Here is a 26,646-nt window from a genome sequence, read left to right as displayed (position 1 = left end):
TGTTGTGCGAACTTTCGGTTCATAGCGTCTTCACACACCGCAATCTGGTGCCCTGTATCGGGTCAACAAATTGCTTGGGTGTTATATGGTCAAGCCTCACGGGCAATTAGTATGGGTTAGCTCAACGCCTCACAGCGCTTACACACCCCACCTATCAACGTCGTAGTCTTCGACGGCCCTTCAGGGGACTCAAGGTCCCAGTGAGATCTCATCTTGAGGCAAGTTTCCCGCTTAGATGCTTTCAGCGGTTATCTTTTCCGAACATAGCTACCCGGCAATGCCACTGGCGTGACAACCGGAACACCAGAGGTTCGTCCACTCCGGTCCTCTCGTACTAGGAGCAGCCCCTCTCAAATCTCAAACGTCCACGGCAGATAGGGACCGAACTGTCTCACGACGTTCTAAACCCAGCTCGCGTACCACTTTAAATGGCGAACAGCCATACCCTTGGGACCGGCTTCAGCCCCAGGATGTGATGAGCCGACATCGAGGTGCCAAACACCGCCGTCGATATGAACTCTTGGGCGGTATCAGCCTGTTATCCCCGGAGTACCTTTTATCCGTTGAGCGATGGCCCTTCCATACAGAACCACCGGATCACTAAGACCTACTTTCGTACCTGCTCGACGTGTCTGTCTCGCAGTCAAGCGCGCTTTTGCCTTTATACTCTACGACCGATTTCCGACCGGTCTGAGCGCACCTTCGTACTCCTCCGTTACTCTTTAGGAGGAGACCGCCCCAGTCAAACTACCCACCATACACTGTCCTCGATCCGGATAACGGACCTGAGTTAGAACCTCAAAGTTGCCAGGGTGGTATTTCAAGGATGGCTCCACGCGAACTGGCGTCCACGCTTCAAAGCCTCCCACCTATCCTACACAAGCAAATTCAAAGTCCAGTGCAAAGCTATAGTAAAGGTTCACGGGGTCTTTCCGTCTAGCCGCGGATACACTGCATCTTCACAGCGATTTCAATTTCACTGAGTCTCGGGTGGAGACAGCGCCGCCATCGTTACGCCATTCGTGCAGGTCGGAACTTACCGACAAGGAATTTCGCTACCTTAGGACCGTTATAGTTACGGCCGCCGTTTACCGGGGCTTCGATCAAGAGCTTCGCGTTAGCTAACCCCATCATTAACCTTCCGGCACCGGGCAGGCGTCACACCCTATACGTCCACTTTCGTGTTTGCAGAGTGCTGTGTTTTTAATAAACAGTCGCAGCGGCCTGGTATCTTCGACCGGCGTGGGCTTACGCAGCAAGTGCTTCACCCTCACCGGCGCACCTTCTCCCGAAGTTACGGTGCCATTTTGCCTAGTTCCTTCACCCGAGTTCTCTCAAGCGCCTTGGTATTCTCTACCCAACCACCTGTGTCGGTTTGGGGTACGGTTCCTGGTTACCTGAAGCTTAGAAGCTTTTCTTGGAAGCATGGCATCAACCACTTCGTCACCCAAAGGGTAACTCGTCATCAGCTCTCGGCCTTAGAATCCCGGATTTACCTAAGATTCCAGCCTACCACCTTAAACTTGGACAACCAACGCCAAGCTGGCCTAGCCTTCTCCGTCCCTCCATCGCAATAACCAGAAGTACAGGAATATTAACCTGTTTTCCATCGACTACGCTTTTCAGCCTCGCCTTAGGGACCGACTAACCCTGCGTCGATTAACGTTGCGCAGGAAACCTTGGTCTTTCGGCGTGGGTGTTTTTCACACCCATTGTCGTTACTCATGTCAGCATTCGCACTTCTGATACCTCCAGCAAGCTTCTCAACTCACCTTCACAGGCTTACAGAACGCTCCTCTACCGCATCACCTAAGTGATACCCGTAGCTTCGGTGTATGGTTTGAGCCCCGTTACATCTTCCGCGCAGGCCGACTCGACTAGTGAGCTATTACGCTTTCTTTAAAGGGTGGCTGCTTCTAAGCCAACCTCCTAGCTGTCTAAGCCTTCCCACATCGTTTCCCACTTAACCATAACTTTGGGACCTTAGCTGACGGTCTGGGTTGTTTCCCTTTTCACGACGGACGTTAGCACCCGCCGTGTGTCTCCCATGCTCGGCACTTGTAGGTATTCGGAGTTTGCATCGGTTTGGTAAGTCGGGATGACCCCCTAGCGAAACAGGTCTTACCCCCTACAGTGATACATGAGGCGCTACCTAAATAGCTTTCGAGGAGAACCAGCTATCTCCGAGCTTGATTAGCCTTTCACTCCGATCCACAGGTCATCCGCTAACTTTTCAACGGTAGTCGGTTCGGTCCTCCAGTTAGTGTTACCCAACCTTCAACCTGCCCATGGATAGATCGCCCGGTTTCGGGTCTATTCCCAGCGACTAGACGCCCTATTAAGACTCGCTTTCGCTACGCCTCCCCTATTCGGTTAAGCTCGCCACTGAAAATAAGTCGCTGACCCATTATACAAAAGGTACGCAGTCACCCAACAAAGTGGGCTCCCACTGCTTGTACGCATACGGTTTCAGGATCTATTTCACTCCCTCTCCGGGGTTCTTTTCGCCTTTCCCTCACGGTACTAGTTCACTATCGGTCAGTCAGTAGTATTTAGCCTTGGAGGATGGTCCCCCCATATTCAGACAAAGTTTCTCGTGCTCCGTCCTACTCGATTTCATGACTAAGAGATTTTCGCGTACAGGGCTATCACCCACTATGGCCGCACTTTCCAGAGCGTTCCGCTAATCTCAAAGCCACTTAAGGGCTAGTCCCCGTTCGCTCGCCACTACTAAGGGAATCTCGGTTGATTTCTTTTCCTCAGGGTACTTAGATGTTTCAGTTCCCCTGGTTCGCCTCTTGCACCTATGTATTCAGTACAAGATAACCATCTTATGATGGCTGGGTTCCCCCATTCAGACATCTCCGGATCAAAGTCTGTTTGCCGACTCCCCGAAGCTTTTCGCAGGCTACCACGTCTTTCATCGCCTCTGACTGCCAAGGCATCCACCGTATGCGCTTCTTCACTTGACCATATAACCCCAAGCAATCTGGTTATACTGTGAAGACGACATTCGCCGAAAATTCGCATGCTCAAAGAGCAACTCACAAATTTTACCTTAGCCTGATCCGTTACCAGTGAAAGTAACGTTCAGTCTATCTTTCTATCACATACCCAAATTTTTAAAGAACGATCTAATCAAAAGACTAGAAATCAACATTCACCATCACATCGATGGAATGCTCATTTCTAAGCTTTCAGAAGCAGTTTATGGTGGAGCCAAGCGGGATCGAACCGCTGACCTCCTGCGTGCAAGGCAGGCGCTCTCCCAGCTGAGCTATGGCCCCATAACAAAATTGGTGGGTCTGGGCAGATTCGAACTGCCGACCTCACCCTTATCAGGGGTGCGCTCTAACCAACTGAGCTACAGACCCAATTTCGAGCGCGTAACTGTTAGCGTTGAGCTATCAGCTTGGAGCTTAAAGCTGCTTCTATCGTCTTCTTCAATGAATCAAGCAATTCGTGTGGGAGCTCATGGAGCAGCTGCGGTCGTCGATTAAGGAGGTGATCCAGCCGCAGGTTCCCCTACGGCTACCTTGTTACGACTTCACCCCAGTCATGAATCACACCGTGGTAACCGTCCCCCCGAAGGTTAGACTAGCTACTTCTGGTGCAACCCACTCCCATGGTGTGACGGGCGGTGTGTACAAGGCCCGGGAACGTATTCACCGCGACATTCTGATTCGCGATTACTAGCGATTCCGACTTCACGCAGTCGAGTTGCAGACTGCGATCCGGACTACGATCGGTTTTGTGGGATTAGCTCCACCTCGCGGCTTGGCAACCCTCTGTACCGACCATTGTAGCACGTGTGTAGCCCAGGCCGTAAGGCCATGATGACTTGACGTCATCCCCACCTTCCTCCGGTTTGTCACCGGCAGTCTCCTTAGAGTGCCCACCATTACGTGCTGGTAACTAAGGACAAGGGTTGCGCTCGTTACGGGACTTAACCCAACATCTCACGACACGAGCTGACGACAGCCATGCAGCACCTGTCTCAATGTTCCCGAAGGCACCAATCCATCTCTGGAAAGTTCATTGGATGTCAAGGCCTGGTAAGGTTCTTCGCGTTGCTTCGAATTAAACCACATGCTCCACCGCTTGTGCGGGCCCCCGTCAATTCATTTGAGTTTTAACCTTGCGGCCGTACTCCCCAGGCGGTCAACTTAATGCGTTAGCTGCGCCACTAAGAGCTCAAGGCTCCCAACGGCTAGTTGACATCGTTTACGGCGTGGACTACCAGGGTATCTAATCCTGTTTGCTCCCCACGCTTTCGCACCTCAGTGTCAGTATCAGTCCAGGTGGTCGCCTTCGCCACTGGTGTTCCTTCCTATATCTACGCATTTCACCGCTACACAGGAAATTCCACCACCCTCTACCATACTCTAGCTCGACAGTTTTGAATGCAGTTCCCAGGTTGAGCCCGGGGATTTCACATCCAACTTAACGAACCACCTACGCGCGCTTTACGCCCAGTAATTCCGATTAACGCTTGCACCCTCTGTATTACCGCGGCTGCTGGCACAGAGTTAGCCGGTGCTTATTCTGTCGGTAACGTCAAAACACTAACGTATTAGGTTAATGCCCTTCCTCCCAACTTAAAGTGCTTTACAATCCGAAGACCTTCTTCACACACGCGGCATGGCTGGATCAGGCTTTCGCCCATTGTCCAATATTCCCCACTGCTGCCTCCCGTAGGAGTCTGGACCGTGTCTCAGTTCCAGTGTGACTGATCATCCTCTCAGACCAGTTACGGATCGTCGCCTTGGTGAGCCATTACCTCACCAACTAGCTAATCCGACCTAGGCTCATCTGATAGCGCAAGGCCCGAAGGTCCCCTGCTTTCTCCCGTAGGACGTATGCGGTATTAGCGTCCGTTTCCGAGCGTTATCCCCCACTACCAGGCAGATTCCTAGGCTTTACTCACCCGTCCGCCGCTCTCAAGAGGTGCAAGCACCTCTCTACCGCTCGACTTGCATGTGTTAGGCCTGCCGCCAGCGTTCAATCTGAGCCATGATCAACTCTTCAGTTCAAACATCTTTGGGTTTTGAGAAAACCCTAAACTTGGCTCAGCAATCGTTGGTTACATCTTTGATTTCTCGCGGAGTAACTTGTGATGCTGATAATCTGTTGACTAGCAGTCTGACTCCACAAGCACCCACACGAATTGCTTGATTCAGTTGTTAAAGAGCGGTGGGTTGAGCCTTTCGTCTCAACCGAGGCGCGCATTCTACAGCGCCCGGTGTATCTGTCAAGCGGTTATTTTAAGAAGTTTTCAAAGTTTCCTCTGCAACTTCAACCACTTGCGCTTCCGATCTCTCGTTAGCGGGAGGCGAATTCTACAGCGTTACTCGCTGCTGTCAACACCTCTTTTTGACCGCTTTCGATCGAGAAGATCGAACCGTTAACGGAGCCAGGAAAACCGCCCCACTAACTGCTTCCCAAGCTTCGATGACCTGAAGCCCTGCGCCGCCTAAAATCGTTTAACTCATTGAAACCCAAGGAGTTTTCCGTTTCGGCTGCGCCGGAAGTGGGGCGAATTATAGACTTCCAGAATTTGCCGTCAACACCTATTTTCATATTTCTGTCACAACAGCCAAAAGCCCCCGCAAACACAGAGGCCGGTGTCCAAAGACACCGGCCTCTTCACCCACCTACCGCTTACAAGCTCGGGAAGGCGAACTGTGACGCCTCGTGGCTGGCACGCTGCGGCCAACGCTGGGTAATGGCCTTGCGACGGGTATAGAAGCGCACCCCGTCCGGACCATAGGCATGCAGATCGCCGAACAGCGAACGCTTCCACCCACCAAAGCTGTGGTAGGCCACGGGCACCGGCAAAGGAACGTTGACGCCTACCATGCCGACTTCGATTTCATCGCAGAACAACCGCGCCGCCTCACCATCACGGGTAAAGATGCATGTGCCGTTGCCATACTCGTGATCGTTGATCAGTTGCATCGCCTCTTCCAGGCTGTTGACCCGGACGATGCACAGCACCGGCCCGAAAATCTCTTCTTTATAGATGCGCATCTCAGGCGTCACGCGATCAAACAGGCAGCCGCCCAGGAAGAACCCCTCCTCATGCCCGACCACGCTCAAACCGCGACCATCGACAACCAGCGACGCACCCGCCGATACGCCATCTTCTATATAGCCGCTGACCTTGTCGCGATGCTGACCGGTCACCAATGGCCCCATGTCCAGTCCGCACGACGTACCCGCGCCGATTTTCAGTGACTGGATCTGCGGCACCAGCTTGGCGACCAGCGCATCCGCCACCTGATCGCCCACACACACCGCCACGGAGATTGCCATGCAGCGTTCGCCGCACGAACCGTAGGCCGCCCCCATCAGCGCACTGACGGCGTTATCCAGATCCGCATCCGGCATCAAGACCGCATGGTTCTTCGCCCCACCCAGTGCCTGCACGCGTTTGCCGCGCCGGGTGCCTTCGGCATAGATGTATTCGGCAATCGGCGTGGAGCCAACAAAACTCAGCGCCTTCACCTCCGGCGCTTCGATCAGTGCGTCCACTGCAGCTTTGTCGCCATGCACCACGCTCAACACGCCTTTGGGCAGCCCGGCTTCCAGAAGCAATTGGGCGATCAGCAACGTCGAACTAGGGTCACGCTCGGACGGTTTGAGGATGAAGCAGTTGCCACAAACGATCGCCAGCGGGTACATCCACAGCGGCACCATCGCCGGGAAGTTGAATGGCGTGATGCCCGCCACCACGCCCAAGGGCTGGAAGTCTGACCACGCGTCGATGTTCGGTCCTACGTTACGGCTGTATTCGCCCTTCAGAATCTCCGGTGCCGCACAGGCGAATTCGACGTTCTCGATCCCGCGCTTAAGCTCTCCAGCCGCGTCTTCCAGGGTCTTGCCGTGCTCTTCGCTAATCAACTGGGCGATGCGCGACTCGTTCTGCTCCAACAACTGCTTGAACCGGAACATTACCTGCGCTCGTTTGGCCGCCGGTGTGTTGCGCCAGGCAGGGAAAGCCGCCTTGGCGGCGTCGATAGCCTGCTGGACCGTCGCACGATCGGCCAAAGGCACCTGATGAATCGCCTGGCCGGTGGAAGGGTTGAACACGTCGGCGGTACGAACGCTGTCGCTCAACAGTTCGCCATTGATCAATTGCGCAATGAGGCTCATGGGGACTCCAGAATGTTATCCACAGGCGCCCGCTGCCGGACGCCCGTATTGAAAGCTATATAGAGGGACGCGTCAGTCGAGTTTGTTCAGCACTTCACCGACCGCATCGAACAAGCGATCCAGATCCTGTGGCTTGCTGTTGAACGTTGGCCCGAATTGCAGAGTGTCACCGCCGAAACGCACGTAGAACCCCTTTTTCCACAACGCCATGCCAGCCTCGAACGGGCGCACGATCGCGTCGCCATCGCGGGGCGCAATCTGGATTGCCCCGGCCAGGCCATAGTTGCGGATGTCGATGATGTTCTTCGCCCCCTTCAGGCCATGCAAGGCCTTCTCGAAATGCGGAGCCACCTCGGCCACGCTCTGCACAAGGTTTTCCTTTTGCAGCAGATCCAGTGCCGCCAAGCCTGCCGCGCATGCCACCGGATGCGCCGAATAGGTGTAGCCATGGGGGAATTCCACTGCGTACTCAGGCGTCGGCTGGTTCATGAACGTCTGGTAGATCTCGGAGCTGGCAATCACCGCGCCCATGGGGATCGCGCCATTGGTAACCTGCTTGGCAATGCACATGAGATCCGGGGTTACGCCGAAACTATCGGCACCGAACATCGAACCGGTACGGCCGAACCCGGTGATGACCTCGTCGAACACCAACAAGATGCTGTGCTGATCGCAGATTTCCCGCAGGCGCTTGAGATAACCCTCAGGCGGCACCAGTACGCCAGCGGAGCCGGCCATCGGTTCAACAAACACCGCGGCGATGTTGGAGGCATCGTGCAGTTCGATCAGCTTCAACAGCTCATCGGCCAAGGCGATACCACCCTCTTTTGGCATGCCACGGGAATAGGCATTGCTTGCCAGCAGCGTGTGGGGCAAGTGATCGACGTCCATCATCGCCTGGCCGAACAACTTGCGGTTGCCGCTGACGCCGCCGAGGCTGGTACCGGCGATATTCACGCCATGGTAACCACGAGCACGGCCGATCATCTTGGTCTTGGTCGCCTGGCCCTTGAGACGCCAGTAGGCGCGGACCATTTTCACCGCGGTATCGGCACACTCGGAACCGGAGTCGGTGAAAAACACATGGTTGAGGTTGCCCGGTGTCAGGCTGGTGATTTTTTCTGCCAACTGGAACGACAGCGGATGGCCGTACTGGAAGCCCGGCGAGTAGTCGAGGGTGCCCAACTGTTTGGCGACCGCTTCCTGGATTTCCTTGCGGGTGTGCCCGGCGCCGCACGTCCACAGGCCCGACAGCGAGTCGTAGACCTTGCGCCCTTTGTCATCCACCAGCCAACTGCCTTCGGCGGCGACGATCAGACGTGGATCGCGCTGGAAGTTGCGGTTGGCGGTGTAAGGCATCCAGTGGGCATCAAGCTTGAGCTGGCTGGCCAGGGAGCCGGCAGCATGTTCGGGCATGTTCATCGACAGAACCTCGCAGGAGAGAAGCGACAGGGATCCAAAGGCGTTCTTGCAGCTAACTTGCCACGGCGATAAAGTCGATGAAATCCAACTTTTCTAACCTTCAGTCAGCAGATCACTAAACTATGAGCGCGCGTCGTCCCGATCCACTGGCCCAAGTCAGCGACTTTGATATTCGTCTGTTGCGCATTTTTCGCAGCGTGGTGGAGTGCGGTGGATTCTCCGCAGCGGAGACGGTGCTTGGGATCGGTCGCTCCGCCATCAGCCAGCAGATGAGCGACCTTGAGCAGCGTCTTGGCCTACGGTTGTGCCAGCGCGGACGGGCGGGCTTTTCCCTGACGGAGGAAGGCCGCGAGGTCTATCAATCAGCGTTGCAGCTATTAAGTGCACTGGAAAGCTTTCGCACCGAAGTCAACGGCCTGCATCAACACTTGCGCGGCGAATTGATCATTGGCCTGACCGATAATCTCGTCACCCTGCCCCACATGCGCATCACCCATGCCCTGGCCCAATTGAAGGAACGCGGTCCAGACGTGCAGATTCAGATTCGCATGATCGCTCCCAACGAAGTCGAGCAAGGCGTACTCGACGGCCGATTGCATGTCGGCGTGGTGCCTCAGGCCAGTGCCCTTTCCGGGCTGGAGTATCAACCGCTCTACAGCGAACGTTCGCTGTTGTATTGCGCAGTCGGGCATCCGTTGTTTTATGTGGATGACCAACAACTGGACGACGCTCGCCTCAACAGCCAGGATGCCATCGCACCGACCTTCCGCCTGCCCGCCGAGATCCAGGCCCATTACCAGGCACTCAATTGCACTGCCAGTGCTTCGGACCGCGAAGGCATGGCGTTCCTGATTCTTACAGGGCGCTACATCGGTTACCTGCCGGATCATTACGCCAGCCTGTGGGTCCAGCAGGGACGGTTGCGCGCCCTCAAACCCACGGCCCGTTTCTATGATTTGAGCCTGGCGTCAGTCACGCGCAAGGGGCGTCGGCCTCATCTGGTGCTGGAGAGCTTTCTCCAGAGCCTGGCGGCAACCCGCTAACCCTTGGTCCGACATTGGCTGGGTTAGCCTGCCCCCAGCGAAAGGCTTTTAGCATGATGGCACTTGTCGGATCGCTGCCGGTGCGCTATCAACGCATTTGCTTGCCCCACAGACCCAGCCCGGAAACGCCCATGACCTTTGAAGTCCCTGCCCACGGTGGCAAGCCCACCAGCCGCATTCGTCAAAAAAACGAAGAGACCATCCTCAAGGCCGCCGAAGATGAATTCGCCCGTCACGGGTTCAAAGGCACCAGCATGAATGCCATTGCCTTGAAGGCCGGGCTGCCCAAGGCGAACCTGCATTATTACTTCACCAACAAGCTTGGGTTGTACGTGGCGGTGCTGAGCAACATCATCGAGTTGTGGGACAGCACCTTTAATACCCTCACCGCCGAGGATGATCCGGCCGAAGCCCTGACCCGCTACATCCGCGCCAAAATGGAGTTCTCCCGCCGCCATCCCCAGGCGTCCCGGCTTTTCGCCATGGAAGTGATCAGCGGCGGTGAATGCCTGACTGAATATTTCAACCAGGATTATCGCACCTGGTTCAACGGCCGCGCGGCAGTGTTCCAGGCCTGGATCGATGCCGGCAAGATGGACCCGATCGACCCCGTGCACCTGATCTTTCTATTGTGGGGAAGTACTCAGCATTACGCCGACTTCGCCACCCAGATCTGCCGCGTGACCGGTCGCAGCAAGCTGACCAAGCAGGACATGATCGATGCCGGCGACAACCTGATCCGCATCATTCTCAAGGGCTGCGGCCTGAAACCAACCTTTTAAGATCCTCATGCCTTTTACCCTCACCGGCTTTTGTGAATACCGCGAAGAGATTCGCAAAAGCCGCTTCATCACCCTCGCCGCCCCTATCACCAGCCCTGCCGACGCCGTGGCCTTTATAGAGCAGCACAGCGATCTGAACGCCACACACAACTGCTGGGCCTGGAAACTCGGCGACCAATACCGCAGCAACGACGACGGCGAACCGGGTGGCACCGCCGGGCGGCCGATCCTGGCGGCCATCGAAGCCCAGGCTTGCGATCAGGTCGTGGTGCTGGTGATCCGTTGGTACGGTGGAATCCAGTTGGGCACCGGAGGCTTGGCCCGGGCCTATGGCGGGGGCGCGAACAAATGCCTGCAAAACGCCGAGAAGGTTGAGTTGATCAGCCGTGTGGCGCTGCGCTGCACCTGCGGTTTCGCGGAACTGGCCCTGGTGAAACTGCGGGTCGCCGAGTGCGGCGGGCTGGTGAACACAGAAAGCTTTACAGCCAATGGCGTGGACTTGCAGGTGGCCGTGGGTGAAACGCAGATCGAAACATTGCAAAAGCAATTGGCGGACCTGAGCCGTGGACGGATTCTGCTGGCCCGTTGAGCGCGAGGGGGTCTGCGACTTTTCAGGGCAAACGCCATCGTGCGACTTGCCCACATCCACTGTGCACCCGACTGTGGATAACCTGAGCACATTTCGCTGTAACCCTTCTGTCATGCGGCTTTGCGGCCGTTGTTCGTTTTTTGATCAAAGCACTGTTTTCTGTACGAATTCTTCAGCAAAACAAATGCTTGCGAGGTTTTATCACCTTTAGAAGAAAGCCGGGCGCTGGTTATGCCAGACCTTCAGGCTTGCGCACAATAACTGTGGAACATCCTGTGGATAACCCGTTCATGGCTCACGCCGTCCCATGAAAGGCATGGCTCGCAGCCGCCTGATCATTTTTTAACCACCCGTTTCGGGGCACAAACAGCGCCTCTATCACCTGCTCGCCCCATTGCGGTGCCCTATCCACAGCGAGGGTGTTGGCGGGTAAGCCAAGCCGATAGGCAAAGCGCGGGGCTCGCTGACATTTCCTGACCTACTGGCCAGGAAATTGCTTTATCCACAGGCATTCATGTCCCCTGACCCGAGCCTGTCATGTCCGACCCCGATTCCATCCCGCGCCTGCAATTGCGCAAGATCAGCAAACGCTACCCAGGTTGCCTGGCCAATGACGCCATCGACCTGAGCATCCAGCCCGGCGAGATCCACGCGCTGCTCGGCGAAAACGGTGCTGGCAAAAGCACCCTGATGAAGATTATCTACGGCGTTACCCAAGCCGATTCGGGCGAGGTGATCTGGCAAGGCCAACGGGTCGACCTGCGCAACCCGGCCCAGGCCCGTAGCCTGGGCATCGGTATGGTGTTCCAGCATTTCTCGCTGTTTGAAACCCTGACCGTGGCGCAGAACATCGCCCTGGCCATGGGCGCGGCAGCCGGCACACCGGCGCAACTGGAGCCGCGAATCCGCGAAGTTTCCCAACGCTACGGCATGGCCCTGGAGCCGCAGCGATTGGTCCACAGCTTGTCGATTGGCGAACGTCAACGGGTGGAGATCATTCGCTGCTTGATGCAGGACATCCGTCTGCTGATTCTCGATGAACCTACCTCGGTGCTGACGCCCCAGGAAGCCGAAGAACTGTTCGTGACCCTGCGGCGCCTGGCGAGCGAAGGCTGCAGCATTTTGTTCATCAGCCACAAGTTGGGCGAGGTCCGCGCGTTGTGCCACAGCGCGACGGTGCTGCGCGGCGGACGGGTGTCAGGGCATTGCACACCAGCGCAGTGCTCGGACCGGGAACTGGCGCAGTTGATGGTCGGCGAAGCGGCCGGGCTGATCGCGGACTATCCCAAGGTCAGCGCAGACAAAGCGTTCCTTGAGATCCACAAACTGTCATGGCCAAACCCAGACCCGTTCGGTTGCTCGTTACGGGATATAGACCTTGAGGTACGCAGCGGCGAAATCGTCGGTATCGCCGGAGTGGCGGGGAATGGGCAGGACGAGTGGCTGGCGTTACTCAGCGGTGAAACGCAACTGCCCCGCCACAAAGGCGAGACGATCAGGTTCGATGGGCAACCTGTGGCGCATCTGCGCCCCGATGCCCGGCGCCGCCTCGGGCTGGCATTTGTTCCAGCCGAACGCCTGGGCCACGGCGCCGTGCCGCAATTGAGCCTGGCGGATAACACCCTGCTCAGCGCCTTCCAACAAGGGTTGATCAGTTGCGGCCTGATTCAACGGCGCAAGGTCGAGCACCTGGCCGAGGAGATTATCCGTCGTTTTGGGGTGAAGACGCCCGACACCAGAACCCCGGCGCGCAGCCTCTCGGGGGGCAACCTGCAAAAATTCATCCTCGGTCGGGAAATCCTTCAACAGCCCAGGCTGCTGGTGGCGGCGCATCCGACCTGGGGCGTAGACGTCGGCGCGGCGGCGACCATCCACAGGGCCCTGATTGCCTTACGCGATGCGGGTGCCGCCATCCTGGTGATCTCCGAAGACCTCGACGAACTGTTCCAGATCAGCGACCGCCTCGGCGCTTTGTGTGGCGGGCGTTTGTCCGCCTTGAGGCCCACTGTCCAAACCCGGCTTAGCGACGTCGGCGGCTGGATGGCCGGCCAGTTCGACGCCCCTCAATCCCCTGATCCCGCGACGGTCTAACGGAGTTTTTATGCTGCTGTCTCTTGAACCCCGCGGCCAACAATCGCGCCTGATGCTCTGGTGCTCGCCGCTGCTGGCCGCCGTATTGACCCTGGGCTGTGGCTCGCTGCTGTTCGCCGTCCTGGGGCATGATCCGTTGCAAACCTTGTACACCTTGTTGATCGCCCCGATCAGTGATCTATACGGTGTGTCCGAATGGCTGGTCAAAGCCTTGCCGATCCTGCTCTGCGCCCTCGGCCTGGCGGTGGCCTACCAGGCACGAATCTGGAACATTGGCGCCGAGGGACAATTGCTATTGGGCGCCCTGGCCGGCAGCGCCGTCGCGGTGAACATCATCGGCATGCAAAGCCGCTGGGCACTGGTGCTGATTCTGCTGACCGGCACCCTCGCCGGTGCCGCCTGGGCCGGGCTCACGGCGTGGCTACGCACGCGCTTCAATGCCAATGAAATCCTGACCAGCATCATGCTCAATTACATCGCACTTAACCTGCTGCTGTTCTGCGTTCACGGACCGCTGAAAGACCCGGCCGGGTTCAACTTTCCGGAGTCGGCGATGTTCGGCGATGCCATTCGCCTGCCATTGCTGGTGGAAGACGGGCGGCTTCATGCCGGGTTGTATTTCGCCCTGCTGGCACTGGTGGCGGTCTGGGTGTTGCTGCAGAAAAGTTTTGTCGGGTTTCAGATCAAAGTGCTGGGCCTGGACGCTCGGGCCGCCGGCTTCGCCGGCTTTCGCCAGAAGCCGCTGGTGTGGCTGGCGCTGTTGATCAGCGGTGCACTGGCCGGGCTCGCCGGTGTCTGCGAAGTGACCGGGCCAATCGGCCAACTGGTGCCGCAAGTGTCACCGGGCTACGGCTATGCGGCGATTACCGTGGCGTTCCTGGGACGTCTGAATCCCATCGGCATTCTGTTCGCCAGCCTGCTGATGGCCTTGTTGTACATCGGCGGCGAAAGCGCGCAGATGTCGCTGAACCTTCCCCAGGCAATCACCCAGCTGTTCCAGGGCATGATGCTGTTTTTCCTGTTGGCCTGCGACGTACTGATCCTGTATCGGCCGCGCCTGAACCTGCGCTGGGCCCGGCGCACCCGGACCACCGCCGTACAGGCAGGAGCGCTGTGATGGATATCGACCTGTTGAGCAATATTTTCTACGCCATGATCCGTTGCGGCACACCGTTGCTGCTGGTGGCTCTGGGTGAGCTGATCTGCGAGAAAAGTGGTGTTTTGAACCTGGGCCAGGAAGGCATGATGCTGTTCGGCGCGGTGATCGGTTTTATCGTCGCGTTCAACAGCGGCAACCTGTGGCTTGGCGTGCTGCTGGCGATGGCCGCCGGGATGCTGTTGTCGGCGCTGTTCGCGTTGGTAGCGCTGGTGTTCAATGCCAATCAAGTGGCCACCGGGTTGGCGCTGACGATTTTCGGCGTGGGGCTGTCGAGTTTTGTCGGCGCGGCCTGGGTCGGCAAGCCGCTGGCGGGGTTCGAGCCGCTGGCGATTCCCTACTTGAGCGACATCCCGTTGATCGGGCGGATGCTGTTTGCCCAGGATCTGCTGGTGTACCTGTCTTTTGCGCTGTTCGCCCTGGTGGCCTGGGTGATTGTGAAAAGTCGCGTCGGGCTGATTATCCAGGCGGTGGGGGAAAATCCCGATGCCGCCAGTGCCATGGGCCTGCCGGTACTGCGGGTGCGGACCCTGGCGGTGCTGTTCGGCGGTGCCATGGCCGGGCTGGCGGGTGCCTATCTGTCGCTGGCTTACACGCCGATGTGGGCCGAAAACATGAGCGCCGGGCGCGGCTGGATCGCCCTGGCGCTGGTAGTGTTCGCCAGTTGGCGAGTCTGGCGCCTGCTGCTGGGCGCCTACCTGTTCGGCCTCGCCAGCATCCTGCACCTGGTGGCCCAGGGCTTGGGGCTGGCGATTCCATCGAGCTTGCTGGCGATGCTGCCGTACGTCGCGACCATTGTGGTGTTGGTGTTGCTGTCCCGGGACGCGGTGCGCACGCGGCTGTACGCGCCGGTGTCGCTGGGACAGCCTTGGCAGGCGGGGCATTGAGGTAGACGGCGGCGCGCCTATCGCGAGCAGGCTCGCTCCCACATTTGATCGGGGTGACCGTCAGTTTCAGGCTCGCCCCATCTCTCCCTGTGGGAGCGAGCCTGCTCGCGATGAGGCCCGAACAGGCAATACCTGAACCAAGCCCCACACCAACTCGAAAAACAGGAAAACCCACAACACCGCACTAGCCCCATGAAGCAGTGCATACAGCATCCAGGCCGAAAACAAAAACCGCCCCGCCGCGTCATAACGCCCGTACAGCGGCTGCGGATCACGAATCCGCAGCACCGCCCACACGCAGACAATCGAGCCCAGCAGATTCACCATCAGCACATGCGCCGGCGCGAACGGCGGCAGTTCTCCAGGCAGGTCAAATAGCTGAGTCATACTCATCAACACACCATGCAACGCCGCAAAGCTCCACGGCGTGGCCAGCACGGCCGACACGATAAGGTCGTACCAGGCGCTGCCGCGCACCACCCGGCGATATTGCATCAAAGTCCACATACACCTTGCTCCAGATAATTGGGAAGCAAAGAGCCTAAAGCCTGGGGTATGCTCCAAGGTCAAGCCCTTCGGAGACCCACCATGCGCATCGGTGAACTCGCCCAAGCCTGTGCCGTCAGCCGTGACACCCTGCGCTTCTACGAGCAGCGCGGCCTGATCGCGGCGCAGCGCAGCGCCAATGGCTATCGCCACTACCCCGCCGACATGGTGCAACTGGTGCTCTACATCAAGACCGCCCAGCGCCTGGGTTTTACCCTGGGCGAGATCGGCGCCAGCGTCGCCGCCCTGTGGCAGGCGCAGGACCCTGACTGCGCCGTGACGCAATTGCTGCAAGACAAACTGAACCTGATCGAAACCCGCATGACCGAACTCGACGCGTTGCGCCATGAGCTGAAACAACGCCTCGGGCAACGCTGTCCATTAAATCCGTGACCTTTTTTCATCAAGGATGCTCCTCATGAATTCGGCAAAAAACGCATTGATCATTGGCGCCTCCCGGGGCCTGGGCCTCGGCCTGGTGAAGACGCTGCTCAGCGATGGCTGGAGCGTGACCGCCACCGTGCGCAACCCGCAGAACGCCGAGGCGTTGAAGGCACTGGGCCCAGTGCGGATCGAAAAGCTCGACATGGACGACCAGCAAGCCGTCATCACCCTGAGCCAGCAGCTCAAGGACGAAACCTTCGACCTGTTGTTCGTCAATGCCGGCGTCAAAGGCCCTGACAACCAGAGCCCCGGCGGTGCGACGCTGGCCGAAGTCGGCCAGTTGTTCTTCACCAACGCCGTGGCACCGATCAATCTGGCCCAGCGTTTCGTCGGCCAGATCCGCGACGGCAGTGGCGTGCTGGCATTCATGAGCTCCGTGCTGGGCAGCGTGACCATGCCTGACGCCCCGGAACTGGCGCTGTACAAGGCCAGCAAGGCGGCGCTCAATTCGATGACCAATAGCTTTGTCACTCAATTGGGCGAGCAGACATTGACGGTTCTGTCGCTGCACCCGGGCTGGGTGAAGACCGACATGGGTGGCGAAGGGGCGGACATTGATGTCGAGACCAGCACCCGCGGCCTGATTGATCAGGTCAATGCCTTTGCCGGCAAGGGTGGGCATCATTTCGTCAACTACAAGGGCGAGACGATTCCCTGGTAACCCAAGCCTTCCCCCTGTGGGAGCGAGCCTGCTCGCGATTGCGGCCTGACATTCACCATGATGTCGACTGACACACCGCTATCGCGAGCAGGCTCGCTCCCACATGGCTCCCGTTCAACTCTGGAAATGTGCCCCGCAACCTGAGTAAACTCAGCACCTCGCCCTACCCAACGGGCGACCCTGGATCAGCAGACAGGGCATCACTGAGCTGGCTAACCTGAACCCACTTTCAGAGGAGCCGGCCACCATGCCTGCGACCCGTACCTGGTTAAAAAATCCCCTCGCCATCTTCACGGCCAACGACCTCGATGCCCGTGGCGGTCTTGTCCTGCAAAACGGCGTGATCGTCGAATTGCTGAGGGCCGGCCAGCAACCCGCCCAGCCCTGCGACACAGTCTTCGACGCCGGCGAACATGTGATCCTGCCGGGGCTGATCAACACCCATCATCATTTCTACCAGACCCTGACTCGCGCCTGGGCACCGGTGGTGAACCAGCCCCTGTTCCCGTGGCTGAAAACCCTCTACCCGGTATGGGCGCGGTTGACACCGGAAAAGCTCGCTCTGGCGAGCAAAGTGGCGCTGGCCGAACTGTTGCTTTCAGGCTGCACCACAGCGGCCGATCACCATTACCTGTTCCCCGAAGGCTTGGAAAATGCCATCGATGTGCAGGTACAAAGTGTCCGTGAACTGGGCATGCGCGCGATGCTGACCCGCGGTTCCATGAGCCTGGGCGAAGCCGATGGTGGCTTGCCGCCACAACAGACCGTGCAGCAGGGCCACGTGATTCTCGAGGACAGCCTGCGGTTGATCAGCCAATACCATGAGCGCGGCGACGGGGCGCAAATCCAGATTGCCCTGGCGCCTTGCTCACCGTTTTCGGTCACGCCTGAAATCATGCGCGCCAGCGCCGAGCTGGCGGAGAAACTCGACGTACGCCTACACACTCACCTGGCCGAAACCCTCGACGAAGAGGACTTCTGCCTGCAACGCTTCGGCCTGCGCACCGTGGACTACCTGGACAGCGTCGGCTGGCTCGGCCCGCGCACCTGGCTGGCCCACGGCATTCATTTCAATCCTGAGGAAATCACCCGTCTCGGCGCCGCCGGCACCGGCATCTGCCATTGCCCAAGCTCCAACATGCGCCTGGCCTCGGGCATCTGCCCTACCCTGGAACTCACCGCCGCCGGCGCACCGCTGGGCCTGGGTGTGGACGGCTCGGCCTCCAACGATGCCTCGAACATGATCCTGGAAACCCGCCAGGCGTTGTACATTCAGCGCCTGCGCTATGGCGCGCAGGCGATCACCCCGCAGCGAGTGCTGGGCTGGGCAACCCGCGGCTCGGCACAACTGCTGGGGCGCAACGATATCGGTGAGCTGGCGGTGGGCAAACAGGCTGACTTGGCGCTGTTCAAACTCGACGAACTGCGCTTCTCCGGCAGTCACGATCCGGTTTCGGCCCTGCTGCTGTGCGGCGCGGACCGGGCGGACCGGGTGATGGTCAGTGGGCAATGGCGGGTCATCGACGGACAGGTCGAAGGGTTGGACCTGAAGGGGTTGATTGCTGATCACAGCCAGGCGGCGCGGGAGTTGATCGCCGGCGCCTGACCGGACGCTATCGCGGGCAAGCCTTGCTCCCACATCAAGGGTGGATGTATGAAGCAGCCTGCCGTGAGACCAGTGGGAGCAAGGCTTGCCCGCGATACTCTTCTAGAGTCCTAGCAACGACAACATGATAAACGTCGCGAACAACACAAAATGGGTCATGCCTTCAATGGCATTGGTTTCCCCATCGTTGAGGTTGATGGCGCAGACGATCAAGGTGATGAAGATCATCACCGTCTGCACCGGGGTCATTGCCATCTGGAACGGCTGGCCGGTGTAGAGCGCCATCGCTTCCATCACCGGCACGGTGAGGATCACGGTGGACAGCGAAGCCCCCAAGGCGATATTCACCACCGACTGCATACGGTTGGCCAACGCCGCGCGCAAGGCGGTGAGGATTTCCGGTGCCGCGGAAATGGCAGCCACCAGAATCGCCGTAACCACCGGCGGCGCCCCTGAACCTTCCAGCCCCAGGTCGATGGCTTTGGACATGACCTCGGCCAACGCTCCGATCACTACGACGCCAAACACCAGCGCCGCGATGGAGAACGTCAGGCTGATGGGTTTCGGCTGGTTTTCCACCGGCTCTTTCCGACGGCGTTTTTCCGGGTAGCTGTAGCTGAAAAAGTAACTGTGAGGCCCCACCTGCATGCGCAGGAACAGGGTGTACAGCACGATCATCGCGCCGATGGTGAATGCCGAATAGAGCTTCCAGCTCTCTTGGGGAATGAACTCCGGCACCACCATCGATACGCCCATGGCGGTGAGGATCATCACGCTGTAGGTGCGCGCCGAATCATCGTTGTAAGCCTGCTCGCCATGCTTGATTCCGCCCATCAGCGCCGCAAGACCAAGAATGCCGTTGATATCGAGCATCACCGCGGAATAGATGGTGTCGCGCACCAGCGTTGGCGAGGCTTCGTTGCTCATCATGATCGCCAGGATCACCACTTCTACCAGCACCGCCGACAGGGTCAGGATCATCGTGCCGTAGGGATCGCCGACCTTCTCTGCCAGCAGCTCGGCGTGATGGGCCACACGCATGGAAGCCGCGACGATAAAGCCGATCAGGACCAAACCGCCGAGCAACGCCACGATCTGTCCGCTGCCCAACAGCCAGTGCTCCAGCGGATAGGCGAGCACCGCGGCGATCAGCGCCAGCAACAGCAGTTTTTCTTGCTTGATCAAAGTCAGCATCGCGGGCCTATCACCGTGGGCGGGGTCATGAGCTACTGACTGTAGGGGGCGGCGAACGTTCGGGCGAAGTGACGCACCAGGGAGTGGCGAGTGGGTGGCAGGTGCACCTTTATCGATCTCAAGGACCTCATCGCGAGCAAGCTCGCTCCCACAGGTATTGCGTTGTCCTTGTGGGAGCGAGCTTGCTCGCGATGGCTGCCTCGAAAAGATCACAGATTTTGTTGTCCTATTGGTCAGCATTTTGCATTAGCGCTGTTCAGCCAACCTCACAACAAAATGGAGTTCGAGTTCATGCACAAGCGTCCCTTGAAGATGTTGCTTTGCGCCGTCGCTGCGACTGTCGGTCTGAGCGCCGGCCTGAATGCCATCGCTGCCGACCCGCTGAAGGTCGGTTTCGTCTATATCGGCCCCATCGGTGACCACGGCTGGACCTACCAGCATGAACAGGGACGCAAGGAACTGGTGGCGAAACTCGGCGACCGAATCACCACCAACTACGTGGAAAACGTGCCTGAAGGCGCCGACGCCGAGCGGGTGATCCGCAACATGGCCAAGGACAAGTACGACCTGATCTTCACCACGTCCTTCGGCTACATGAACCCGACACTGAAGGTCGCCAAGCAATTCCCCAAAGTGACCTTCGAACACGCCACCGGCTACAAGCAGGACAAGAACCTGGGCACGTACCTGGCTCGCACCTACGAAGGCCGCTACGTCGGCGGTTTCCTCGCGGCCAAGATGACCAAGACCAAAAAGATCGGCTACGTCGCCTCCTTCCCGATCCCGGAAGTCATCCGCGACATCAACGCCATCCAACTGGCCCTGAACAAATACAACCCCGGCACCGAAATCAAAGTGGTGTGGGTCAACTCCTGGTTCGATCCGGGCAAGGAAGCCGATGCCGCCAACGCACTGATCGACCAGGGCGTGGATGTGGTGTTCCAGCACACCGACAGCCCGGCGCCGATCCAGGCCGCCGAGCGGCGCGGCGTCTACGCCGTCGGCTACGCTTCGGACATGGCCCACTTCGGTCCCAAGGCGGTGCTGACCTCGATTGTCAACGACTGGGGCCCGCACTACATCCAGGCCACCCAAAGCGTGCTCGACCATAGCTGGAAATCCCAGGACTACTGGGGCGGCCTGAAGGAAGGCACGGTGAAACTGCCGATCAGCGACCTGGTGCCAGCGGCGGTCAAAGGCGAAGCCGAGCAGATCATCGCCGACATCGAGAGCGGTGCTTTCCATCCGTTTACCGGACCGATCAAGGACCAGGCCGGCGTCGAGAAAATCCCGGCGGGCGTGAGCGCTACCAATGTGGAACTGGCGTCGATGAATTACTACGTCGAAGGTATGAAGGCTGAGATTCCAAAGTAACCCCAGGCTCAACACAACACCCCATGTGGGAGCGAGCCTGCTCGCGATAGCGGACTGACATTCAACGTTGATGTCGACAGACAAATCGCTATCGCGAGCCGGCTCGCTCCCACATCGGCCCCCTCACACAATCAGGAAAGCCGCATGAACAGCCTTCCCATCATCGACATCAGCCCGCTCTACGGCGATAGCCCCAGCGCCTGGCAATCGGTCGCCAACCAGATCGACCAGGCCTGCCGCCAGTGGGGCTTTTTCTACATCAAGGGTCACCCCATCAGCCCGGCTCGCATCACCGAAGTCCTGGACCATGCCCAACGCTTCTTCAGGCTGCCGGTAGAAGAAAAACTCAGGATCGACATCACCCAGACCCGCCATCATCGCGGCTACGGCGCCGTCGCCACCGAACAACTGGACCCGGCCAAACCCAGCGACCTGAAAGAAACCTTCGACATGGGCCTGCACTTGCCGGCCGATCATCCCGACGTGCTGGCGCACAAGCCTCTGCGCGGTCCTAACCGACACCCGGATCTGGCGGGCTGGGAACCCCTGATGGAGCAGCATTACCGCGACATGCAGGCCCTTGCCCAAACCCTGCTGCGCGCCATGACCCTGGCCCTCGGCATCGAGCGGGACTTCTTCGACACGCGCTTCACCGAGCCTGTGAGCGTGCTGCGCCTGATTCACTATCCGCCGCGTCACACCGCCAGCTCTGCCGAACAGCAAGGTGCCGGCGCCCATACCGATTACGGCTGCATCACCCTGCTCTACCAGGACGCCGCTGGTGGCCTGCAAGTGCGCAACGTCAACGGCCAATGGATCGACGCGCCGCCCATCGACGGCACGTTCGTGGTCAACCTCGGCGACATGATGGCGCGCTGGAGCAACGACCGTTACCTGTCCACCCCCCACCGGGTGATCAGCCCGCTGGGGGTAGACCGCTACTCGATGCCGTTCTTTGCCGAGCCGCACCCCGATACGCAGATCCAATGCCTGCCCGGTTGTCAGGATGAGGGCCACCCACCGAAGTACCCGACCACCACCTGCGCCGAATTCCTGCTGTCACGCTTCGCTGACACCTATGCTTATCGGCGGGAACAACAGGCGGTGTAGTGGATCAGCCGGTCAGGTTTTACCAGACATTGCGGCCAGCCCCTGTAGAATGCCCGCCATCGATTCGCTGATGAGAAAAGAACATGTACGACTGGCTGAACGCCTTGCCCAAGGCTGAACTGCATTTGCATCTGGAAGGCTCGCTGGAGCCCGAGCTGCTGTTCGCCCTGGCCGAACGCAACAAGATCGCCCTGCCGTGGAGCGACGTGGACACCCTGCGCAAGGCCTATGCCTTCAACAATCTGCAGGAATTCCTCGACCTGTATTACCAGGGCGCCGACGTGTTGCGCACCTCCCAGGATTTCTACGACCTGACCTGGGCCTACCTGTTGCGCTGCAAGGCGCAGAACGTGATTCACACCGAACCGTTCTTCGACCCGCAGACTCACACCGACCGTGGTGTCCCGTTCGAAGTGGTGCTCAACGGCATCGCCGCGGCCCTCAAGGACGGTGAACAGCAACTGGGCATCACCAGCGGCCTGATCCTGAGTTTCCTGCGCCACCTGAGCGAAGAACAGGCCGAGAAAACCCTCGACCAGGCGCTGCCGTTCCGCGACGCGTTCGTGGCCGTGGGTCTGGACAGTTCGGAAATGGGTCACCCGCCGAGCAAGTTCCAGCGGGTATTCGACCGTGCACGCAACGAGGGCTTCCTGACCGTTGCCCACGCCGGTGAAGAAGGCCCGCCCGAGTACATCTGGCAAGCCCTGGACCTGTTGAAGATCCAGCGCATCGACCACGGCGTGCGGGCCATTGAAGATGAACGACTGATGCAGCGGATCATCGACGAACAGATCCCGCTGACGGTCTGCCCGTTGTCCAACACCAAGTTGTGTGTGTTCGACGACATGTCGCAACACAACATCCTCGACATGCTCGAACGCGGAGTGAAGGTGACGGTCAATTCCGATGACCCGGCGTACTTCGGCGGCTACGTCACCGAAAACTTCCACGCGCTGCACACCCATCTGGGGATGACCCAGGACCAGGCCACACGCCTGGCGCAGAACAGCTTGGATGCACGGCTGGTAAAAACCTAAGACGGGTGATGCCCCTTTGTGGGAGCGAGCCTGCTCGCGATAGCAGCATGACATTCGACATCGATGTCGCCTGACTTACCGCCATCGCGAGCAGGCTCGCTCCCACAAGAGTGAAGTGGTTTAACCGGCCACCGTACCCTCGCTCAACTCCTCCAATGTCTTGCCCCGCGTCTCCACGCCAAACAACCAGACCACCCCCGCCGCCACGGCGAAGCACAGCGCGCCCAGGGCGAACACACCGCCCTGTCCGGTAATGGGAAACACCAATCCGGTGACCAGGGGCCCGAGCAGCGAACCAATGCGACCGACAGCCGAGGCAAAACCCGAGCCCGTGGCCCGTGCCGAGGTGGGGTACAGCTCTGGCGTGTAGGTGTAGAGCACCGCCCACATGCCGAACAGGAAGAACTGCATCAAAAGCCCGGTGCCGATGAGCAGGCCCACGTTGCCGCCAAACACCGCGCTCTGACCATAAAGAAACGCCATCACCCCGCCACCCAGCAACGTGACCACGCACACCGGTTTACGTCCCCAGCGCTCCACTAGCCACGCCGCCATGAGGAAGCCGGGAATCCCGCCCAAGGAAATCAGCACGGTGTAATACACCGACTGGGTCACGGCGAATCCGGACTGCTGCAACAAGGCACTGAGCCAGGACGTCAGGCCATAAAAACCGAGCAAGGCGAAGAACCAGACGCTCCAGATCATCATCGTGCGCTGGCGATACAGCGGTGACCAGATCTGCGCCAGGGCCGAAAAGAAATTGCCCGGCGTGCTCTCGCCCCTCGGCAGACGAATCGGTTCAGGCAATTCTCCACGTCCCAACGAGGCTCGGACCTTGTCTTCGATTCGCTTGAGCACGGCGTCCGCCTCGTCCCCCCGGCCGGCCTGTTCCAGCCAGCGCGGCGACTCGGGAATGAAGAAGCGAATGACCAGGACGAACACCGCCGGCACCGCCAACACCAGGAAGATGTCGCGCCAGCCGATCACCGGCAACAGGAAATATGACAGCACGCCCGCCGCCACGAAACCCAACGGCCAGAAGCCATCCATCAACGCGATATAGCGGCCTCGGCGTGTGGCCGGGATCAGTTCCGAGAGCATCGACTGAGCGATCGGAAACTCCATGCCCATGCCGATACCCAGCAGGATGCGGAACAGCATCAGTGAATCGACGCTCTGGGCGGTCGAGCACAAATAACTGGCGACGCCCCACAACACGATGCTCCACTGGAACACCGGCTTGCGCCCGAACCGATCGGCCAGCATGCCCGACAGCGATGCTCCCAGTACCATGCCAAAGAAACTGGAGCTGGCGAGCAAACCTGCCTGGGCGGTGCTTAAGCCAAACTCGGCTTTGATCGAGCCCAGCAGGAACGTCATCATGGCCAGGTCCATGGAGTCGAAGAAAAACGCCAAGGCAATAATGATGAAAATAATCCGGTGGTAGCCGCTGATGGGCAGTCGCTCCAGACGTTCCGCCGCGCTGTAGCCGTGAGTATCCATGCTGTTTCCCCCAATCCAAAAAAATCCCAGGTTCGAGTGTGCGCGAACCTTGCTGGAGGCTATTGCTGAATACGACCTGTCGGCAGCCCTAGAACGCCATTTCCACGGTGTCCTGCGTGGCGAACCGATGGATTTCCTGCTGGCCAAGCACCGTTACCTGCAAGGCCCTGGAGTCGTTGGGCAAGCTCAGCCAACCGGACTGCATGAACAGTTGCAGCAACGCAGCACCCAAGGCGCCCCCCAGGTGCGGACGTCGCTCGCTCCAGTCCGGGCAGGCACAAGCGGTGCGGGCGTTGCGGTGGGCCAGCGCCTGGATGAACAGGCCGTGCCCGGCCAGCTCATTGGCACCTTTGTGAGTCACGATCACCCGCTGGTCGCCCTGCTCGATCCATCCGGCATCCAGCAGGCGCTGATACAGGTCGGCCGCCAGGGTGCCGCCCAGATGGTCTTCGCAAAGCCTGGCCCGCATCAACGAAGCGGGAGCCGACGGGGCCTTGCCCGGCATGACTCCGCGCTTGAAGACTTCCGGAAGCTGGCGCGGCGTACTGGCCAGGGTCGCGCTGGCCAGCGCTTCGACGGCAGCGCCGATCTCGGGTGCCGCCAGGCGGAAAAACCGTTTGCGGCCACGGGCTTCGACTTTCAACAGGCCACCGGCGGACAGACGGCCCAGATGAGCGCTGGCCGAAGACGGCGACAGCCCGGCCAGCAACGCCAGCTCTTCAGCCTGACGCGCAGTGCCGTCCATCAAGGCCCACATCATTGCGCTGCGTTTTGGGTCGGCCAGCAGCGTGGCGATCTGGCTGATGCAAGGTGCATGTTCCATGTATTCACTCCCTGTTGAATCATTCGTCTACTGCTCTGGCGCTAGTGACCAGCAATGGGGCCGCCCAAAGCGGCTCGACCGCCGCAAATCGCGCGCCGCTTCAGGCGGCCGCTAGTATAAGCGTGCGGATCGAGGTTTCCTGTCCTCCGGAAACCTTTGGAGGCGATTGTTCGTGAGGGAAAAGTCTCTATTTACGCGCGACTAATGGTCGTCCCCCGTCGAGAGGGCAAATTGTGCCGTCAACCGGCCACAACGCAGCTTGAGCATTTCCCGCAGCAGATTGATGGGTTTGCTCAGTTGCGCTCGGTGAGCACACAGCAGATTGAGCGGCGCGCGTTCGCATTGCAGATGCGGCAGAAGGATTTTCAAACGTCCGGCCAACACATCGGTTGAAACGTCCAGCCAGGACTTGTAAGCGATCCCCGCGCCTGCCACCGCCCAGCGACGCACCACATCGGCATCGTCGCTGAAGCGGTCGCCGCTGACGGTCAGGCTCATTTCCCGTTTGCCGTCATGAAAACGCCAACGGTCATGAACCCGCGTGCCGAGCATGTACAACAGGCAATTGTGCTGGGCCAGTTGCTCCAACTGAACAGGTTCGCCATGCCGAGCCAGGTAACTGGGCGATGCACACAGCACCCGGCGGTTATCCGGCGCGACCGGCAGGGCCACCAGGCTCGAATCTTTCGGCTCGCCATAACGCAACGCGACGTCCACCGGCTGCTTGAACAGATCAGCGATGCGATCACCCAGCAGCAGTCGCACGGTCAGCCCCGGATGCTCCTCCTGGAACGCGTCCAGCCAGGGCAGCAGCAGGTTGCGTCCCAAGTCCGAGGGGGCGGACAACTGCAACACCCCGCTGACCTGGCCCTGGCCGCTGGTCAATAACCTGCGTCCTTCGTCGAGGCTGCTCAGCGCCGCGCGGGCATACTCAAGGAAGCCTTCGCCCTCGGCCGTCAGGCGCAAACTGCGGGTAGAGCGCGCCAACAGCCGGGCGCCCAAGTGTTGTTCTATCCGCTTCAATGCGGCGCTGGCCACCGCCGCCGACAGGTCCATGACCCTGGCCGCGGCAGACAGGCTGCCCAGGTCTGCGGCCCGGACGAACAACTGCAAGTCGTCGAATCGAAGCATGACGGCCTCATTATCAAAAAAACATTGAAAGAGCCTGTTCTTTTAGCCGGTTTTATCTCGGCGATAAATAGCTAACCATTGGCTTCATCGAA

General features: G+C 59.2%; 19 protein-coding genes, 2 tRNA genes and 2 rRNA genes. 12 read left to right on the top strand and 11 right to left on the bottom strand.

Features of this window, described 5'->3' with window-relative positions; all coding sequences use genetic code 11:
* Positions 1-85: 85 nt before the first annotated feature.
* The 6 genes from PSH91_RS03490 to PSH91_RS03465 all read right to left on the bottom strand — a co-directional run bounded on the left by PSH91_RS03490 (position 86) and on the right by PSH91_RS03465 (position 8,577).
* A 23S ribosomal RNA gene (locus tag PSH91_RS03490) occupies positions 86-2,972 on the bottom strand.
* A gap of 239 nt (positions 2,973-3,211) precedes the next feature.
* A tRNA-Ala gene (locus PSH91_RS03485) sits at positions 3,212-3,287 on the bottom strand.
* A gap of 10 nt (positions 3,288-3,297) precedes the next feature.
* Positions 3,298-3,374, bottom strand: a tRNA-Ile gene (locus PSH91_RS03480).
* A gap of 123 nt (positions 3,375-3,497) precedes the next feature.
* Positions 3,498-5,032 (bottom strand): 16S ribosomal RNA (locus PSH91_RS03475).
* The 16S and 23S rRNA genes sit together here with 2 tRNA genes alongside, the layout of an rRNA operon.
* A gap of 629 nt (positions 5,033-5,661) precedes the next feature.
* A complete protein-coding gene (locus PSH91_RS03470) occupies positions 5,662-7,155 on the bottom strand; it encodes a CoA-acylating methylmalonate-semialdehyde dehydrogenase (protein WP_305467299.1) in 1,494 nt (497 codons plus the stop codon).
* A gap of 72 nt (positions 7,156-7,227) precedes the next feature.
* The gene (locus tag PSH91_RS03465; RefSeq protein ID WP_076386464.1) at positions 7,228-8,577 is read right to left on the bottom strand and encodes an aspartate aminotransferase family protein; all 1,350 of its coding nucleotides are present in this window, start codon (positions 8,575-8,577) and stop codon (positions 7,228-7,230) included.
* Positions 8,578-8,699: 122 nt separating this feature from the next.
* Here PSH91_RS03465 and PSH91_RS03460 point away from each other — a divergent pair, with 122 nt between their 5' ends.
* From PSH91_RS03460 to PSH91_RS03435, 6 genes are all read left to right on the top strand, one after another.
* A complete protein-coding gene (locus PSH91_RS03460) occupies positions 8,700-9,620 on the top strand; it encodes a LysR family transcriptional regulator (protein WP_047227434.1) in 921 nt (306 codons plus the stop codon).
* Positions 9,621-9,751: 131 nt separating this feature from the next.
* The gene (locus PSH91_RS03455; protein ID WP_047227433.1) at positions 9,752-10,402 is read left to right on the top strand and encodes a TetR/AcrR family transcriptional regulator; all 651 of its coding nucleotides are present in this window, start codon (positions 9,752-9,754) and stop codon (positions 10,400-10,402) included.
* A gap of 7 nt (positions 10,403-10,409) precedes the next feature.
* A complete protein-coding gene (locus PSH91_RS03450) occupies positions 10,410-10,991 on the top strand; it encodes a YigZ family protein (protein ID WP_139051233.1) in 582 nt (193 codons plus the stop codon).
* A gap of 537 nt (positions 10,992-11,528) precedes the next feature.
* The gene (locus tag PSH91_RS03445) at positions 11,529-13,082 is read left to right on the top strand and encodes an ABC transporter ATP-binding protein (RefSeq protein WP_305467296.1); all 1,554 of its coding nucleotides are present in this window, start codon (positions 11,529-11,531) and stop codon (positions 13,080-13,082) included.
* A gap of 10 nt (positions 13,083-13,092) precedes the next feature.
* The gene (locus tag PSH91_RS03440) at positions 13,093-14,199 is read left to right on the top strand and encodes an ABC transporter permease (protein ID WP_305467294.1); all 1,107 of its coding nucleotides are present in this window, start codon (positions 13,093-13,095) and stop codon (positions 14,197-14,199) included.
* Positions 14,199-15,125: an ABC transporter permease gene (locus tag PSH91_RS03435; protein ID WP_047227429.1), complete on the top strand. Its 927-nt coding sequence runs from the start codon at positions 14,199-14,201 to the stop codon at positions 15,123-15,125. The genes PSH91_RS03440 and PSH91_RS03435 overlap by 1 nt, the downstream gene beginning before the upstream one ends.
* A gap of 66 nt (positions 15,126-15,191) precedes the next feature.
* Here PSH91_RS03435 and PSH91_RS03430 read toward each other — a convergent pair whose 3' ends face one another.
* Positions 15,192-15,632, bottom strand: coding sequence for a hypothetical protein (locus PSH91_RS03430; RefSeq protein WP_047227428.1), 441 nt, complete (start codon positions 15,630-15,632; stop codon positions 15,192-15,194).
* Positions 15,633-15,713: 81 nt separating this feature from the next.
* Here PSH91_RS03430 and PSH91_RS03425 point away from each other — a divergent pair, with 81 nt between their 5' ends.
* From PSH91_RS03425 to PSH91_RS03415, 3 genes are all read left to right on the top strand, one after another.
* The gene (locus PSH91_RS03425; RefSeq protein ID WP_047227427.1) at positions 15,714-16,064 is read left to right on the top strand and encodes a MerR family transcriptional regulator; all 351 of its coding nucleotides are present in this window, start codon (positions 15,714-15,716) and stop codon (positions 16,062-16,064) included.
* A 25-nt stretch (positions 16,065-16,089) separates the two neighbouring features.
* Positions 16,090-16,776, top strand: coding sequence for an SDR family oxidoreductase (locus PSH91_RS03420; RefSeq protein ID WP_047227426.1), 687 nt, complete (start codon positions 16,090-16,092; stop codon positions 16,774-16,776).
* Between the two features lie 247 nt (positions 16,777-17,023).
* Positions 17,024-18,382 carry an 8-oxoguanine deaminase gene (locus PSH91_RS03415; RefSeq protein WP_047227425.1) on the top strand — a complete coding sequence of 453 codons (1,359 nt, stop codon included), beginning with the start codon at positions 17,024-17,026 and terminating at the stop codon, positions 18,380-18,382.
* A gap of 102 nt (positions 18,383-18,484) precedes the next feature.
* Here PSH91_RS03415 and PSH91_RS03410 read toward each other — a convergent pair whose 3' ends face one another.
* A complete protein-coding gene (locus PSH91_RS03410; protein ID WP_047227424.1) occupies positions 18,485-19,576 on the bottom strand; it encodes a calcium:proton antiporter in 1,092 nt (363 codons plus the stop codon).
* A 291-nt stretch (positions 19,577-19,867) separates the two neighbouring features.
* Here PSH91_RS03410 and PSH91_RS03405 point away from each other — a divergent pair, with 291 nt between their 5' ends.
* From PSH91_RS03405 to PSH91_RS03395, 3 genes are all read left to right on the top strand, one after another.
* Positions 19,868-20,950 (top strand): BMP family ABC transporter substrate-binding protein, encoded by a 1,083-nt coding sequence (locus tag PSH91_RS03405; protein ID WP_305467291.1) that lies wholly within the window; start codon positions 19,868-19,870, stop codon positions 20,948-20,950.
* A gap of 144 nt (positions 20,951-21,094) precedes the next feature.
* A complete protein-coding gene (locus tag PSH91_RS03400; RefSeq protein ID WP_305467289.1) occupies positions 21,095-22,060 on the top strand; it encodes a 2-oxoglutarate and iron-dependent oxygenase domain-containing protein in 966 nt (321 codons plus the stop codon).
* An 83-nt stretch (positions 22,061-22,143) separates the two neighbouring features.
* Positions 22,144-23,097: an adenosine deaminase gene (locus PSH91_RS03395; protein ID WP_305467288.1), complete on the top strand. Its 954-nt coding sequence runs from the start codon at positions 22,144-22,146 to the stop codon at positions 23,095-23,097.
* Positions 23,098-23,217: 120 nt separating this feature from the next.
* Here PSH91_RS03395 and PSH91_RS03390 read toward each other — a convergent pair whose 3' ends face one another.
* The 3 genes from PSH91_RS03390 to PSH91_RS03380 form a co-directional block, all read right to left on the bottom strand.
* The gene (locus tag PSH91_RS03390; RefSeq protein ID WP_139051239.1) at positions 23,218-24,600 is read right to left on the bottom strand and encodes an MFS transporter; all 1,383 of its coding nucleotides are present in this window, start codon (positions 24,598-24,600) and stop codon (positions 23,218-23,220) included.
* An 88-nt stretch (positions 24,601-24,688) separates the two neighbouring features.
* Entirely contained in the window at positions 24,689-25,423 is a 735-nt protein-coding gene (locus PSH91_RS03385) for a helix-turn-helix transcriptional regulator (protein WP_047227419.1), read from the bottom strand.
* Positions 25,424-25,624: 201 nt separating this feature from the next.
* Entirely contained in the window at positions 25,625-26,554 is a 930-nt protein-coding gene (locus PSH91_RS03380; RefSeq protein WP_305467287.1) for a LysR family transcriptional regulator, read from the bottom strand.
* Positions 26,555-26,646 lie beyond the last annotated feature (92 nt).

Origin of the sequence: Pseudomonas sp. FP1154 (assembly GCF_030687245.1) — a bacterium.
GTDB classification, from domain to species: Bacteria; Pseudomonadota; Gammaproteobacteria; order Pseudomonadales; family Pseudomonadaceae; genus Aquipseudomonas; species Aquipseudomonas rhizophila.
This window is presented reverse-complemented; position numbering and strand designations above follow the sequence as displayed.

Excerpts from the sequence above, each read along its gene's own strand:
- PSH91_RS03470 (WP_305467299.1), bottom strand. The coding sequence starts at position 7,155 with ATGAGCCTCATTGCGCAATTGATCAATGGCGAACTGTTGAGCGACAGC.
- PSH91_RS03465 (WP_076386464.1), bottom strand. The coding sequence starts at position 8,577 with ATGAACATGCCCGAACATGCTGCCGGCTCCCTGGCCAGCCAGCTCAAG.
- PSH91_RS03460 (WP_047227434.1), top strand. The coding sequence starts at position 8,700 with ATGAGCGCGCGTCGTCCCGATCCACTGGCCCAAGTCAGCGACTTTGAT.
- PSH91_RS03455 (WP_047227433.1), top strand. The coding sequence starts at position 9,752 with ATGACCTTTGAAGTCCCTGCCCACGGTGGCAAGCCCACCAGCCGCATT.
- PSH91_RS03450 (WP_139051233.1), top strand. The coding sequence starts at position 10,410 with ATGCCTTTTACCCTCACCGGCTTTTGTGAATACCGCGAAGAGATTCGC.
- PSH91_RS03445 (WP_305467296.1), top strand. The coding sequence starts at position 11,529 with ATGTCCGACCCCGATTCCATCCCGCGCCTGCAATTGCGCAAGATCAGC.
- PSH91_RS03440 (WP_305467294.1), top strand. The coding sequence starts at position 13,093 with ATGCTGCTGTCTCTTGAACCCCGCGGCCAACAATCGCGCCTGATGCTC.
- PSH91_RS03435 (WP_047227429.1), top strand. The coding sequence starts at position 14,199 with ATGGATATCGACCTGTTGAGCAATATTTTCTACGCCATGATCCGTTGC.
- PSH91_RS03430 (WP_047227428.1), bottom strand. The coding sequence starts at position 15,632 with ATGTGGACTTTGATGCAATATCGCCGGGTGGTGCGCGGCAGCGCCTGG.
- PSH91_RS03425 (WP_047227427.1), top strand. The coding sequence starts at position 15,714 with ATGCGCATCGGTGAACTCGCCCAAGCCTGTGCCGTCAGCCGTGACACC.
- PSH91_RS03420 (WP_047227426.1), top strand. The coding sequence starts at position 16,090 with ATGAATTCGGCAAAAAACGCATTGATCATTGGCGCCTCCCGGGGCCTG.
- PSH91_RS03415 (WP_047227425.1), top strand. The coding sequence starts at position 17,024 with ATGCCTGCGACCCGTACCTGGTTAAAAAATCCCCTCGCCATCTTCACG.
- PSH91_RS03410 (WP_047227424.1), bottom strand. The coding sequence starts at position 19,576 with ATGCTGACTTTGATCAAGCAAGAAAAACTGCTGTTGCTGGCGCTGATC.
- PSH91_RS03405 (WP_305467291.1), top strand. The coding sequence starts at position 19,868 with ATGCACAAGCGTCCCTTGAAGATGTTGCTTTGCGCCGTCGCTGCGACT.
- PSH91_RS03400 (WP_305467289.1), top strand. The coding sequence starts at position 21,095 with ATGAACAGCCTTCCCATCATCGACATCAGCCCGCTCTACGGCGATAGC.
- PSH91_RS03395 (WP_305467288.1), top strand. The coding sequence starts at position 22,144 with ATGTACGACTGGCTGAACGCCTTGCCCAAGGCTGAACTGCATTTGCAT.
- PSH91_RS03390 (WP_139051239.1), bottom strand. The coding sequence starts at position 24,600 with ATGGATACTCACGGCTACAGCGCGGCGGAACGTCTGGAGCGACTGCCC.
- PSH91_RS03385 (WP_047227419.1), bottom strand. The coding sequence starts at position 25,423 with ATGGAACATGCACCTTGCATCAGCCAGATCGCCACGCTGCTGGCCGAC.
- PSH91_RS03380 (WP_305467287.1), bottom strand. The coding sequence starts at position 26,554 with ATGCTTCGATTCGACGACTTGCAGTTGTTCGTCCGGGCCGCAGACCTG.